A 13,899-nucleotide genomic window follows, 5' to 3' on the forward strand; every position below is an offset into this window, starting at 1 on the left:
TGAGGCGTGGCGATCGGTGTCACAGTGCCAACCATCTCCGTGACCACATGAGGATTTGATGACACGACCGGCGGGAGGGCCCATTCCGCGCGTGCTGCTCGTCGAGGACTACGAGGACACGCGCGTCGCGCTCGTGGTCGAGCTGGAGGCCGCCGGGTTCGACGTCGACGACGCGGCGGACATCGCGGCCGCCGACAGGGCGTTGAAGAGCAACGACTACGACTGCGTCGTGTTCGACCGGCTGCTGCCCGACGGCGACTCGATCACGTACGTGCACCGCCGGCGCCGGGAGGGCTGGGCCACCCCCGTGCTCTTCCTGACCCAGCTGGACAGCGTCGGCGACCGGGTGGCCGGGTTCGACCACGGGGGCGACGACTACGTGGTCAAGCCGTGTGACATGGCCGTGGTCACCGCACGGGTCCAGGCGATGTGCCGCCGGACGGGCCGCGCTCGCCCGTCCGTGCTGCGCCACGCGGACCTCGAGGTCGACTGCGCCCGCCGGGAGGCACGCCGGGCCGGGGCGCTGCTCACGCTCAGCCACAAGGAGTTCGCCGTGCTCGAGCACCTGCTCTCGCGCGCGGGCACGACCGTGACGAGGTCGGAACTGATCGAGCACTGCTGGGACACCAGCACGGACCCGATGTCCAACGTGGTCGACAAGGTCGTGAAGCGGCTGCGGCAGAAGCTGCTGGAACCGGAGCTCATCCACACCGTGCGCGGCGTCGGTTTCCGGCTGGAGGCCCAGTGGTGATCACCGGTGCCGCGGCACGGCTGCGCGGGCTGAGGTGGTTGCTCACCGGTCTGTTCACCGCGCTGAACGCGGCAGGGGTCTTGCTGGTCGCGTATCTCATGCTCGACCTGGACTCGCAGAAAGGCGAACAGGCGATCGACGCGGACCTGCGCCGGGTTCCCCCGCTGGTGGTGCGTCAGCTCGAGTTCACCGACGGACGGCTCAACACGAGCGGGCTCTTCGGCGACTCGATCACGGTCGAGTGCCCGCAGTTCGCGGTGCTGCCCGCCGGCAACGGGCAGTTCGACCCCTATGTGAGCGGCGTGTCCTGCGTTGACGTCGATCTGGCCGTGCTGAGCGAACTCGCGGCCGACGCGGTGCGTGCGCGTGTGCCGCAAAGCGCTTATGTGCGCGCGATGGACGGCACCCTCGTGCGCGTCTACGCGCAGCCGTTCACCAGCGCGGGCGGTCCGTACGTCGGTGCGGTCGTCGCACATGCCGACGCGCAGCAGGAAAGAGATCGGCAGGACCAGCGCGTGCTGCTCGTGGCGCTGGGCTGTGTAGTCCTCGTCGGCGCGCTCGGTGGCACCGGCCACTTCCTCTCCGGACTCGCGATCAAACCCGCGGCGATCGCGCTCGACCAGCACGAGGAGATGCTCAACGGCATCGCGCACGATCTGAAGAGGCCGGTGACGGGACTGCGGGCGCTGGCGGACACCGCGATGCGCAACCCGGGCAGCATGGGCAAGGTGCTGCCGCGCATCGTGCGGTTGTCCAAGCGGATGGGAGGAATCGTGGGCACGCAGCTCATGCACGCCAAGTTCGAGGCCGGGGTGCAGCAGCTCGCCATCCAGTCGGTGCAGCTCGACCAGCTCGTCTCCGCCGTCGTCGAGGACATCCCGGCCGAGGGCGCGCGCATCACCTTCACGGCCGTGCCGACGAGGGTGGACGCCGACCCGGACATGATCGGGCGCGCGGTCGAGAACCTGATCGGCAACGCCATCCAGCACGGTCACCTGCCGGACACCGCCCCGGTCGTGCACGTGAGCGTCGGCAACGGCCGCGTCGTGGTCGCCGACGAGGGACCGGGACTCGACCCCGCGACGGCGCAGCGGGCGCTCCAGCGGTTCACCAGCAGCGGCGGATCGACGGGGCTGGGCCTCTACCTGGTGCAACGGATCGTGCACGCGCACGGCGGTACGCTCGGGATCTACCAGTCCCAGACCGGCGGGGCGATCTTCGAGATCGCACTGCCCGCCGGGAGGTCGTGAAATGTACCGATACCGAATGTTTCGTGTACCGACGTCGTTACCCTACGTACCGTGAGTGAGCGCAGACACTCCCGCTGGCCGTTGCTGGGGCTGGTCGTCGCCGTCGTCGCGATCGTGACGCTGGCGCTGACGGGTGCCGCGAAACAGGTGCCCGGTCTCGAGTTCATCCCGTCGGGGCACTGGGTCGCGAACTCCGACCTCGGACTGGTGGTCCGCGTGGACGGTGCGACCAAGAAGCCCGACACGCAGGTGTCGGTTCCCGGCCTCACCCCCGGCAGCCAGGTCGTGCAGGACGAGACCCGCGGCTACGTCGTCGGCTCGGACGACGTGACGATCTTCGGCAAGTCGACGTTGTCCGTGGAGGCGACGGTTCCGGTGCCCGTCAAGGGTGAGCGGTCGGTGCCGATCGAGACGGCGGGCGGGGCCTACTCGGTCTTCCGGCAGAGCGGTCAGATCGTGCGCCTCGGCCTGGAGCCGCAGGTCTTCTCCGCGGGCGGCCCGGTGGGACCGCCCGTGGCGACCAGTGACGGCACGGTGTGGGTGCACCGCACGGACTCCGGGGCGATCTGCAGGGTGGCGCGCGGCGCGACCAGCCTCGACTGCCCCGCCGTCGCACCCGCCGGGCACTCCGGTGGTCTGACCGTCAGCGGCGGCAAGGTCGTGTTCGTGGACACCACCGCCGACACGATGAGCGTCGTCGAGGCGCAGGGGCTCGGTACCGCGGCCAAGCTCGGCGTCGACGCGCCACCGAACGCGCGGATCGCTCCCGTCGACGCCGCCGGCAAGGTGGCGGTGCTCGACCCGTCCGCGAACCGCCTGCACCTCGTGGAAGCGCGGGTCGACGAGAAGGGCGCGCTCGCCGAACAGCGTGCTCCCACGGAGACCGTGCAGCTCCCGGCCGGCGAGTACGACGGTCCCTCGGTCAGCGGCGAGTCCCTCGTCCTGCTCGACCACAAGAGCAACTCGGTGCGCACCTACGACAACCAGGGCCGCCAGAAGCACTCCACGTCGATCCCCCAGGAGAAGGGCAAGCCGGAGCTCGTCCGCGGCGAGGACGCGCGCGTGTACGTCGACGGCGCCGAGGGCAAGCACGTCGTGGTCGTGGACAAGGACGGATCGGTGCAGCCGGTGCCCGTCATCGGCGCGAAGCCGGACGAGCCGAGGCGACCGGTACCGCCGCCGGTGGAGCCGACCACGACCAAGCCCGCCGACAACCCGGTGGCGCCGCCGAACACCGGCAGGCCCGTGCCTCCGCCCACGCGCACCAACCAGGCACAGCCACCACCGCAGACGCGTCCGCAGCCGCCACCTCCGGTGCAGACACCGCCGCCGATTCCGGTGACTCCGCCCGGCATGCCGCAGAACCTCGCCATCGCGATCACGACCCAGCAGGTCGACGCGACCGTGACGTGGGGTGCGGCGCCCGCCAACGGCGCACCGGTGACCGCCTACCACATCTCGTGGCAGAGCGACGGAGGCCGCTCGGGCTCGGCCACGGTCCCGGGTGGGACGCTGTCCTACGTGGTCAGGGGAATCTGGCAGGGCACGGACCACCCGTTCACGGTCACCGTGGTCGCGCAGAACAGCGCGGGCAGGGGAACGCCCGCGACGGCACGCCAGGTTCCGCCCCAGCGCGTCAAGAAGATCACCCTCACCAAGGGCGCGCCCGCACCCGAGTGCGACCAGCCGAACTGCTACTGGATGCACATCGTCATGACCGGTTTCGCGTCGGACACCAGGTACAACGTGGACCCGCACTCGACGGACTCCGGGTACAGCAATCCCGGTCACGGCACGAGAACCGACGACCAGGGCTACGCGGAGTTCAACGCCTTCTACTACCACGGCGCCGGCCACACCGTGTGGGTCACGGCGGACGGCGTGGAATCGAACCGCCTGGAATGGACAGAATGAACCAGATGCGCGCGGCCGCGGTGTTCTCGGCGATCTCCGACAACGTCCAGCTGGTGATCAGGGGCAAGCAGGACGTCGTGCGGCTGGCTGTCGTCGCGCTGCTCGCCGAGGGCCACCTGCTCCTCGAGGACGTGCCGGGCCTCGGCAAGACGACGCTCGCACGGTGCCTCGCGCGCAGCATCGGCGGAAGCTGGAGCCGCATCCAGTTCACCCCCGACCTGCTGCCCGGCGACATCACCGGCGTGACCGTCTACCACCAGAAGGAAGAGCAGTTCACCTTCCACCCCGGCGCGGTCTTCGCGAACGTCGTCGTGGCCGACGAGATCAACCGCGGCACGCCGAAGACCCAGTCGGCGATGCTCGAGGTGATGTCGGAACGCCAGGTCACCGTCGACGGCGTGACGCACGAGGTGCCGTCACCGTTCCTGGTGGTGGCGACGCAGAACCCGATCGAGATGGAGGGCACCTACCGGCTGCCGGAGGCACAGCTCGACCGGTTCCTGCTGAGGCTGTCGGTCGGCTACCCGGACGTCGCCGACGAGGTGTCGATCATCATGAACAACTGCACCGGCATGAACGCCGACCGGTTGCGGCCCGTGGTCGAGATCGCCTCGCTGGTGGAGGCGATCAACGAGGTCCGCGGGTTGTTCGTCGACGGGGCGATCTGCGAGTACGCGGCCCGCATCTGCGCGGCAACGCGGATCCACGCCTCGGTGCGGTTCGGTGCGAGCCCGCGCGGCAGCATCGCCCTGGTGCGCGCGGGGCAGGCGCTGGCGGCCACCGCCGGGCGGTCGTTCGTCACCGCGGACGACATCAAGTACGTGGCGGTGCCGGCGCTCGCACACCGGCTGGTGCTGACCGCGGAGGCCGAGCTCAAGCAGCGGTCCGCCGCGGACGTCGTGGCGGAGGTGCTCGCGACGACGCCGGCACCGGCGATGAGCGCGGCGGGCCGCTAGTGTCCCGCGTCACGACGTTGATGAGGGGAGCTTTCATAAACCTGAGGTTTATGAAAGCTCCCCTCATCAACCTTGTCTCGCGGGGCGTGCGGTCATGCGGCTGACCGTGCGGGGCACCGCTGTGCTGGTGGTGTCGCTGGGGCTGGGCGCGGCCGGGTTCTGGGGGCGCTACCCGTTGTTCCTGCTGCTGGCGCTGGCCGGACTGGTCGCGGTGGTGGCGGCGGTGCTCGTGACGTTCCGGCGGGTTAACGTCGAGGTGACGCGGGACGTGTACCCGGACCGCGTCGAACGAGGGTCGCAGGCGCTGGGAAAGCTGAAGGTGCGCAACCCGTCCGCGAAGTGGCAGCGCGGGTTCCTCGCCGTGGACACCGCCGGCGGGTTCCAGCGCACGGTCCAGGTGCACGGTCTGGCGCCGGGCACGTCGCGGCCGTACGACTACCACCTCCCGACGCCGGTGCGGGGCAGGATGCCGGTCGGCCCGCTGACGTTGTCCCGCACCGACGCGTTCGGCTTGGCGCGCAACAGTTTGACCGTCGGCGACACGGTGACGCTGTGGGTGCACCCGCGCTCGTATCCCGCGCTGGCGCGGACGGGCGGCTTCCCGCGGCACCACCACGAGGGCCGCTCGAACGAGCGCCTGCGCGGGTCGCTCGATCTTCGTGAGCTGCGCGAGTACCTGCCGGGCGACGAGGTGCGCGACATCCACTGGAAGGCGACCGCGCGCACCGGCCGGTTGATGGTCAAGGAGGCCGCGGACCCGGACCAGCCCCGGCTCACCGTCGTGCTCGACACCCGTGCGGCCGTGCTGCCGGAGTACGCGTTCGAGGAGGCGGTGGACGTCGCCGCCTCGCTGCTGCGCTCCGCCGCGCTGGCCGGGCACCACGCGCGGCTGTTGACCTCGTGTGGCACGGACGTCGCCACGGCGGGTGGGCCGCTCGCGGCGCGGCAGCTGCTGGACCAGCTCTGCCTGATGCGGCAGAGCACCGAGGCGGGGACGCTGCTGTCGACGGTCCGGCACCAGGGCGGTTGCCTCGCCGTGGTGACGTCGGGGGCGGCGGACGCCTCGGAGCTGTCCGGGTTGCGCTCCCGGTACTCCTCGATCTTCCTGCTCGCTCTCGCGCCGGACGGGAACGCCGGTCACGTGCCGGGAGCGCGGGTGCTGGCGGCCGGCGACGCCGCCGGAGTGGTCGGGATGTGGAACGAGGTGCGGACGTGAAAGAGCGGTTGCCGGTGGCGCTGGTCGTCCTCGCCGCTGCCGTGGCGGGGCTGTGCTTCGCGCCGGTTTTCGGTGTAGTCGCACTACTTCCTGTCATCGTTGTCGTCGCCGTGGTGACCGGTGGCGCCGCGCTGCTGTCCGAGTCGATCGTCGCCTGGCGCCCTCTCGTCGTCACGCTCGCCGGACTGCTGGCCGTCGTCGAGGTGCTGCTGTTCCCGACGACGCTCGCCGGACTGCCCACCGGAACGACGGTCGCCCTGCTGGCCGAGGGCGTCACCGACTCCTGGCAGCTCACCCTGCAGTCGACCTGGCCCGCCCGGCCCGAGGCTCAGCTCGTGCTGTTCGTGCCGCTGCTCGTGCTGGTGGCGTGCGTGTTCGGCCTGGAGATCCTGCTGCGGCTGCGCAAGCCGGTGCTCGCACTGGCCCCCAGCTTCGTCGTCATCGTGCTGAGCCAGGTGTTCGGCGCCCTCACCGGACTCTCCGCCGTGGTGGCGGCGCTCGCCTACGTCGCCGTCGCCGCGGCTCTGTTCGTGGTGAGCAGGCCGGCGGACGAGCACCAGTCGGCGCAGGCGTTCCTGCCCGCGCCGCTGGTCGTCACCGCGGTCGTGATGGCGATCGGCCTGCTCGTGCCGATGCCCGGTCCCGCCTACTCGCTCAAGCAGGACCAGCTTGTTCCGGTGTCCGCCAGGATGACCAGTCCGCTCGACGACGTCGCCAACCGGCGCGCGCATCCGGACGCCCCAGTGTTCAGCGTGCGGCCGGCGTGCGACGAGTGCGTACCCGACCGGTGGCCGATCGTCGTGCTCGACACCTACGACGGTGTCACCTGGTCAGCCGGCAGCCGGTACCGGAGGCTCGGCACCGAGCTGCCACCACCCGATCTCGACGTCCCGGTGACCCGCCGGGACGCGGTGATCAGCCTGCGCGAACCGGAGACCAGGTGGTTGCCGAGCCAGCCGTGGCCTGCCGCCGTGAGCGGAGCCGAGCCGCTGGTCGAGGAGACCGAGGGCAGCCTGCTCGCGCCGAGTCCACTGGGGACGGACGCCGGCTACGCGTTGAGCTGGTGGGAGCCTCAGGTCGGCGCCTCGCTCGACGGGTTCGCGATCGACCCCGCGCTCGGCGGCCAGGACGGCGTGGGCACGCCACCACCCGGTATCGCCGAACTCGCCAGTGACGCGGTCAAGGGCGTCCGGTCGAGCTTCACGTCGGCGTTGCAGCTCGAACGGTTCCTGCGGGACAACTACCGGCTGGTGGACGGCACGGGCGGGCAGAGCTGGCCGCAGCTGCGCCGGTTCCTGCTGGACACCAAGGAAGGCACCAGCGAGCAGTTCGCCGGCGCCTATGTGGTGCTGGCGCGGATGCTCGGCATCCCGGCCCGTCTCGTCGTCGGCTACGGCACCCCGGAACGGATGTCCGGCGGTGAGTACGTGGTCCACAACGACGACGCGTTGGTGTGGCCGGAGGTGGCGGTCGCCGGCGTCGGCTGGGTGCCGCTGGACCCGGCCGGTGCGGCGACGAGCGGTGCCGGCAAGGACAACGGGCTGACCGCGGCGACGCAGGACGCGCGGGAGAAGCTGCCGGCCGACCCGCTGGACCCGCCGGTGGGACCGGGGCCGGCGCAGCAGGCGGAGCCGGACGAGCAGCGCTCGCCGTTCCCCTACGGCGCGGCGCTGATCCCGGTCGCGGTGCTGCTGCTCGCCTGGCTCGGCGGGGTCCCGGCGGCCAAGTGGGTCAGGGCCCGCCGGCGGCGGCGCAAGCCGGGAAGTGCCGCTGTACACGGCGCTTGGCTGGAGGCACGCGATCGGTTGCGCGAGCACCGGGTGCCGCTCACGGTGGGCATGACCCCGCTGGAAACGGCGATCGCGGCGGCCACCGCGGGCCTGCCGGCCACGGCGGCCGGGATGCGCACGCTCGCGTCCACAGTGGACTTCGCGATGTGGTCGGGCGTCACGCCGGGCGAGCAGGTTCGCGACGACGCCTGGGCCGCGGTGCGCGCGGTGCGGCGGGGCCTGCGGGCCCGTGGCCTGGCGGCGCGACTGCGAGCCGCCGTCGACCCGCGAACGCTGAGGTCGTGAGCGGAGCTCAAGGCAGGTGAAGCCGTGCACGCGGCCCGGCGTGGACTGCGCGCCCACGGTCTGGCGGCACGGCTGCGGTCTCGACCCGCGAACGCTGAGGTCGTGAGCGGAGCTCAGAGCTTGCAGGTGGCGCCACGCAACGCCTTCGGCTTGCTTTCGTAGACGTGGGTGCCGTCGGTGCCCTGCACGAGGAAGCAGTACTTGCGGGTCGGGTCGACCTCGACCTTCAGCGAGCGGTTCCGCTGGGCGCGCACGACCTTGGGCTGTTCGCCCTCGGCCGCGACCACCACGGCGAACTCCAGCTGTTCCTGGCTCTCCCACTGCAGGTCGACGTAGCTGACGTGGTCGACGGGATCGACCAGCTGGAGCAGCACGGCCTTCGCTCGCGTCGGCGGCGCCTCGGTGGCCGTGGGCGCGTCGCCGCGCACCTCCGGATCGCTGCGCATCAGGAACACCCCCAGCGCGACGACGACCAGCAACCCGACCGCGCCGGCGATCACCGGCAGCGCGGGGTGCTTCTTCGCGGTCGTGCCGGGTGCGGACACGAACACGGGGACCCCGCGCGGCACCGGCGGGCGGGGCGGCACGCCGGAGAGGTCCGCGAAGTCGTCGAACTCGGCGGCCGACCGCCCGGGCGCGGACAGCCGGCCGAGCCACGTCGCCACGTCGCGCATGCTGCCGGGGCGGATCGCCGGGTCCTTCGCGAGCAGCGCCCTCACGAGTTCGGCGAACTCGTCGGACAGGTCCGGGCGGTCGGGGCGGGGCACGGTCGAGCCGAGCACGCGGAGCTTGCGGTCGTCCGGGTGCTCGCCGAGCCGCGCGGGATGCGGTGACAGCCCCGACAGCGCCAGGTGCAGCACGGCGCCGAGGCCGTAGAGGTCGGAGCGTTCGTCGGCGGCGCCGTGCTGCAGGGTCTCCGGTGCGAGGAAGTCGACCCCGTCGCCGCCCTCGTGCGGGAACGCCCGGCGCAGCGTGACGCCGAAGTCCGCGAGCACGGGTTCGCCCGAGGGCCGGAACAGCACGTTGCCCGGGGTGACGCCACCGTGGACGATGCCCGCCTCGTGGGCCGCGGCGAGTGCCTCCGCGAGCGTCCGGCCGAGTGTGATGGCCTCGGCGATCGACAGCGGGCCTTCCTGCTCGACCACGTCGGTCAGCGACTGCGTGCACAGCTCCATCCGCAGCGCGGTGCGGTCGCCGAGTTCCTCCAGCCCGTCCGCGACCAGCACGGACGCCTGGGAGCGCAGTGGCGCGAGGCGGGCGAGCTCGCGTTCGACCTCGGTGCGGGTGCGGCGCGGCAGCTTGGCGCGGAACACCTTGAGCGCCACGGCCTCACCGGTGCCGGTGCGGATTCCCGCGTAGAGCGTCGCCCTCGGCCCGGTGCCGCGCGGCACCAGGTCGCCGAACCCGTGATCAGTCCCCATCGCGGGCTCCATCTTAGAGAAGTCCTCCTGGGTGGCCGCTACCTGCCGAACCGGTTCCACGCTGGTCCTCATCCGGCGATCGTAGGTGCGTGGGTGGGCGATCAAGCCCGCACGGCAGGAAGTGGCCTCTCGGAGGTTGAGGAAGCAATGACGACAACGGGGCTGGTCAGAGTGACCATCGCCGCACCGGACCGGCGCATCGACATGGCGTTGCCGGAACGGTCGCCGCTCGCCGAGGTCGTGCCGGGTCTGCTCGCCCACGCGGGCGACGGGCTCGCCGACGCGGGCACCGAGCACGGTGGCTGGATGTTGCGCAGGACGGACGGCGCGCCGTTGGATCCGGCACTTTCCCTTACCGCGCATCGGGTTCGCGACGGTGAGGTGCTGCACCTCGTGCCGCGCAGGCTGGACTGGCCCGAGCTCGAGTACGACGACGTGGTCGACGCGATCTCGGCGGGTGCCTCGCGCACGGGTTCGCTGTGGGGACCCGGTCACACCAGACGTGCCGCGCTCGCCGTGGGCGGTGCGGCCGTGCTGGCCGCGCTGGTGGTGGCGCTGCGGACCGGTCCGTCGTGGTTGCCGCTGGTCATGGCCGCGCTGCTGCTCGCGGCGGGAACGGCGCTCGCCCGTGCGCTGGGTGACGCGGAAGCGGGGTCGGCGATCGCGATACCGGCGTTGCCCTGTGCCGCGGCCGGTGGGTTCGTGCTGTGGAGCGGCACGGGTGCTCCCCAGGTCCTGGCGGGCTGCGCCGCGCTCCTGCTCGCGGCCGTGCTCGCGCAGCTCGGAGTCGTCGACCGGGGAGCGCTGTTCACGGGCGCGGCGGTGGCCGGGCTGCTCGGGCTGGCCGGGGCGTGGCTCACGACGACGGAGGCGCTCGGCGCGACCGGGGTCGCGGCCATCGGCGCCGGCGTGGCGCTCGTGTTCTCGCCGTTGTGCACGGGACTCTCGATCAGGCTGAGCCGAGTACCGATGCCGGTGCTGCCGCGCACTCCGGCCGATCTGGTGCGCGACGATCCGCAGCCGCCGCGTCCCGTCGTGTACGCGGCGGTGTTGCGGGCGGACTCACTGCTGACCGGGTTGCTCTGCGGCATCGCCGCGGTGGTCGTCGCCTGCGAGTCGCTGCTGGCGTTCGGCGGTGATCTCTGGGCACTCGTGCTCCTGGGGGTCGTGAGCCTCGGTTTGTTGTTGCGTGCGCGGTTGTACAAGGCGATCCGGCACCGCGCGCCGTTGCTGGTGGCGGGTGTCGTGGGGGTCGTCTGCCTCGCGTTCCGCGTTCCCCTCGGAGTCTGGATGGTGCCTGTCGTGCTGGTCGTGGGCACGCTCGCCGTGATCGCTGGCCTGGTGCACAGCAGGCGGGCGCCCAGCGCGTTCTTCGGCCGCTACGCCGAGATCCTGGAGATCGTGCTGGTGCTGGCCACGGTGCCGTTGGTGTGCGCAGTTCTCGGTCTGTACGGGTTGCTGCGCGGGTTGGGAGGCTGACGTGGCGTCCAAACGCGACCAGCTGCAGTCGCACCAGTTCCTCCACCAGCGGGTCACCTCGGCGCTGGTGCGCAGGGAGACCGATCCGGAGCACCCGCCGTTCCGCCCGCCCACGACGGCCGCGTTCGCGAGCATCGCGATCGCCGTGCTCGTGCTCGCGGGCTTCTGGGTCTACGGCATGGTCGTGCCCGGCGGCAACAAGGCGTGGCGCGCCGGCGACGCGGTCATCGTCGAGAAGGAGACCGGCACGAGGTACGTCTATCTCGACGGGCGGTTGCACCCGGTGCTGAACTACACCTCCGCCCTGCTCGCGCTCGGCAGGCACGGCGAAACCCGTTCGGTGTCCAGGAATTCACTCGTCGGCGTGCCACGCGGGCCGCGCATCGGCATCCAGGACGCCCCGGACGCGCTACCCGCCGCGAACCGCCTGATGAGCGGCGCGTGGTCGTTGTGCTCCCGCTCCGCGGCCGACTCCACCGGTGCCGCCGTCGACCGGTCGGTGCTGATGGTCGGCGCCGAGCCACCGGACGGTCAGGTGCTGGGCGACGAAGCCCTGCTCGTCGAGACCCCGGACACCGGTGACCACCACCTCATCTGGCACGGCTACCGGCACCGCATCCGCCAGCCGGACACGGTGACGGTCGGCCTGGCGCTGCGCTCCGCACCACGCGCCCGCGTCGGCATGGCGGTGCTGGACGTGCTGCCGGCCGGTGACGCCATCAGCCCCGTCACCGTGCCGCGCCTGGGCGAGCCGTCCACGGCGGTCGCGTCCCGCAAGGACGTCCGCGCGGGCCAGTTGCTCGTCGCCGAGACCGCGGGCCGGGTGCAGCACTACCTCGCCGAGACCGACGCGTTGAGGCCGATCACCGAGCTGCAGTACCACATCCAGCTCGGCTTCAAGCCGACCGCGACCGCGTACGGCGGCGGTGAACCGGTTCCGGTGCGGCTGAGCCTGCTCGACGCGGCCGAGGCACGGCAGCTGCCGGCACCGAGCGCGGATCCCGGTACGGCACCACCGTTCCGCCCGGACGTCGCCGGAGCCGGGCGGGACACGGTGGCGGTCTGCGCCACCTACGAGCCCGGTGCGGCGGTGCCCCGCGTGCGGATCGACCCGCGGATGCCCGCCGAGGACCCGCTTTCGCTGACGACGCAACGGACTTCCCGTGGCACACCGCTCGCGGACCACGTGCGGGTGGAGCCGGGCTGGGGAGCGCTGGTCGAGGTGATGCCCAGTCCCGACGCACCGGCCGGGACGCTGGTGATCGTGACGGACCAGGGGCGGGCCCATCCGCTGGAGAGCAGGGACGTCGCGGACTGGCTCGGGTACGGCGACGTGCGACCGGTACGGGTGCCGGCCGCGCTGGTGGCCCGGTTGCCGCAGGGCAGCGGGCTTAGCCACCGTGCCGCGCTCGGCCGCGGGTGAGCAGCGTTCGTCCAGCACCCGCTCGGGCACGGCGAAGTGCGGCCGGTACGGGTACCGGCCGCACTGGGCTGAACCACCGCACTCAACCGCGCGTGAACAACGAATCCTCGTCCAGCACCCGCTCCCGCTCCGGCAGAACGGAAACAGGTTCCGTGCGCCGAGGCCGCCAGCTCCCCTGACGCCCACGGCGCAGCACCAGCGCGAGCAGCAAAAGCAACGCCGCCGCGCCGAGCACCGCCCCTGCCGTGAGACGGGTGTGCCAGGTGGTCCGGGACCACCAAGAGGCCGCGCGGACGAGTTCGGGATCCTCCGGCGGCACGACCACGTCCGGCAGCGGTGCGGGAGAAGCAGGCGACAGTCCTTCCGTCACCGCGCGGTAGGGGTTCACCAGGCCCGCGCCGTACGCGCCACCCTCCCCACCGGGCGCGGGGCTCGCCGTCGCCATGATCCGGGTGGCCACCTCACGGGCGTTGAGCTGAGGCCACGCCGAACGCACGAGCGCCGCCGTCGCGGAGACGAACGCAGCCGCGAAACTGGTGCCGTTCTGGTAGTTGTGGCCGCCCGCGCGGGTCGTCGTGGTCACGCCGACGCCGGGCGCGACGACGTCGACCTGCGGGCCGATCCGCGACGCGGGCATCCGTGTTCCCGCCGGGTCGGACGCGCCGACGCCCAGCACGCCGTCGTAGCCCGCGGGAAAGGTCGCGGGGCCGGGGTCCTCGCCGTCCTGGGTGTTCCCGGCCGCGGCGACGACCAGCGCGTCCTTCGACTGCGCGTACGCGATCGCGTCCCGCACGTACTGGTTGTCCGCGCTGCCCGCGACGGACAGGTTGATGACCTTGGCGCCCTGGTCGGCCGCGTACCAGATCCCTCTGGCCAGCACGACCGGGTCGAGCGCCGACGGCGCGCCCTGCTCGGTGACGTCGCGGTCGGTGACGCGCACCGGCAGCACCCGCGCCTGCGGTGCCAGACCGGCGAAACCGATGCCGTCGACCGGATCCGCGGCGATGATGCCGGCGACGCCCGTGCCGTGGGAGACGCAGTCGAAGTTGCCCGGCAGGTCGCCGACGAGGTAGAAGTCCTGTCCTGGCAGCACTTTGCCCGGTGCACGCAGTTGCGGGTGGTCGGCATCGACGCCCGAGTCGACCACGGCGACCAGCACGCCGGCGCCCTGGCTGTGCGGCCACACGGTTTTCGGCATCAGCGTGCGCTGTGCCCACGGCAGCTCGGTGATCGCCGGCCTGGCGGGCGTGGGGTTGTGACAGGCTCCCGCCGGTGGCGCGGCCGCCGCCGCCTGGGGGCACGTCATGCTCGCCGCGACGGCGAGCGCCCCGATCCGCTTCATCATGCTGCGATCGTGATCGCCCTGCCGGACGCCTCCGGTGCGCTGGCAGGAAGAGGTCAGCGGGCCGCACCC

10 protein-coding genes are annotated in these 13,899 nt (G+C 72.1%); 8 read left to right on the plus strand and 2 right to left on the minus strand.

The features are described from left to right. Nucleotides 1-58 precede the first annotated feature (58 nt). From ACRSBM_RS25175 to ACRSBM_RS25200, 6 genes are all read left to right on the plus strand, one after another. A complete protein-coding gene (locus ACRSBM_RS25175; RefSeq protein ID WP_434446621.1) occupies nucleotides 59-751 on the plus strand; it encodes a response regulator transcription factor in 693 nt (230 codons plus the stop codon). Further along, nucleotides 745-2,001: a sensor histidine kinase gene (locus tag ACRSBM_RS25180; RefSeq protein ID WP_434446623.1), complete on the plus strand. Its 1,257-nt coding sequence runs from the start codon at nucleotides 745-747 to the stop codon at nucleotides 1,999-2,001. Before ACRSBM_RS25175 ends, ACRSBM_RS25180 begins: the two co-directional genes overlap by 7 nt. A 51-nt stretch (nucleotides 2,002-2,052) precedes the next feature. Next, nucleotides 2,053-3,915 carry a fibronectin type III domain-containing protein gene (locus ACRSBM_RS25185; protein WP_434446625.1) on the plus strand — a complete coding sequence of 621 codons (1,863 nt, stop codon included), beginning with the start codon at nucleotides 2,053-2,055 and terminating at the stop codon, nucleotides 3,913-3,915. Beyond that, nucleotides 3,912-4,871, plus strand: coding sequence for an AAA family ATPase (locus tag ACRSBM_RS25190; RefSeq protein ID WP_434446627.1), 960 nt, complete (start codon nucleotides 3,912-3,914; stop codon nucleotides 4,869-4,871). Before ACRSBM_RS25185 ends, ACRSBM_RS25190 begins: the two co-directional genes overlap by 4 nt. A 94-nt stretch (nucleotides 4,872-4,965) precedes the next feature. Continuing rightward, the gene (locus ACRSBM_RS25195) at nucleotides 4,966-6,087 is read left to right on the plus strand and encodes a DUF58 domain-containing protein (protein ID WP_434446629.1); all 1,122 of its coding nucleotides are present in this window, start codon (nucleotides 4,966-4,968) and stop codon (nucleotides 6,085-6,087) included. Beyond that, the gene (locus ACRSBM_RS25200; protein WP_434446631.1) at nucleotides 6,084-8,162 is read left to right on the plus strand and encodes a transglutaminase TgpA family protein; all 2,079 of its coding nucleotides are present in this window, start codon (nucleotides 6,084-6,086) and stop codon (nucleotides 8,160-8,162) included. Before ACRSBM_RS25195 ends, ACRSBM_RS25200 begins: the two co-directional genes overlap by 4 nt. Nucleotides 8,163-8,275: 113 nt before the next feature. Here ACRSBM_RS25200 and ACRSBM_RS25205 read toward each other — a convergent pair whose 3' ends face one another. Continuing rightward, nucleotides 8,276-9,583, minus strand: a complete 1,308-nt coding sequence (locus ACRSBM_RS25205) for a protein kinase domain-containing protein (protein WP_434446633.1) — start codon at nucleotides 9,581-9,583, stop codon at nucleotides 8,276-8,278. A 171-nt stretch (nucleotides 9,584-9,754) separates the two neighbouring features. Here ACRSBM_RS25205 and eccD point away from each other — a divergent pair, with 171 nt between their 5' ends. Together eccD and eccB are read left to right on the plus strand one after the other, a co-directional pair. Continuing rightward, nucleotides 9,755-11,062: a type VII secretion integral membrane protein EccD gene (gene eccD, locus ACRSBM_RS25210; protein ID WP_434446635.1), complete on the plus strand. Its 1,308-nt coding sequence runs from the start codon at nucleotides 9,755-9,757 to the stop codon at nucleotides 11,060-11,062. A gap of 1 nt (nucleotide 11,063) precedes the next feature. Further along, a complete protein-coding gene (gene eccB, locus ACRSBM_RS25215; protein WP_434446637.1) occupies nucleotides 11,064-12,485 on the plus strand; it encodes a type VII secretion protein EccB in 1,422 nt (473 codons plus the stop codon). An 82-nt stretch (nucleotides 12,486-12,567) separates the two neighbouring features. Here eccB and mycP read toward each other — a convergent pair whose 3' ends face one another. Continuing rightward, complete coding sequence (mycP, locus tag ACRSBM_RS25220) at nucleotides 12,568-13,830, minus strand: type VII secretion-associated serine protease mycosin (protein WP_434446639.1); 1,263 nt, start codon at nucleotides 13,828-13,830, stop codon at nucleotides 12,568-12,570. Nucleotides 13,831-13,899 lie beyond the last annotated feature (69 nt).

It is taken from the genome of Lentzea xerophila (genome assembly GCF_051094245.1).
In the GTDB taxonomy this organism is placed as follows: domain Bacteria; phylum Actinomycetota; class Actinomycetes; order Mycobacteriales; family Pseudonocardiaceae; genus Lentzea; species Lentzea xerophila.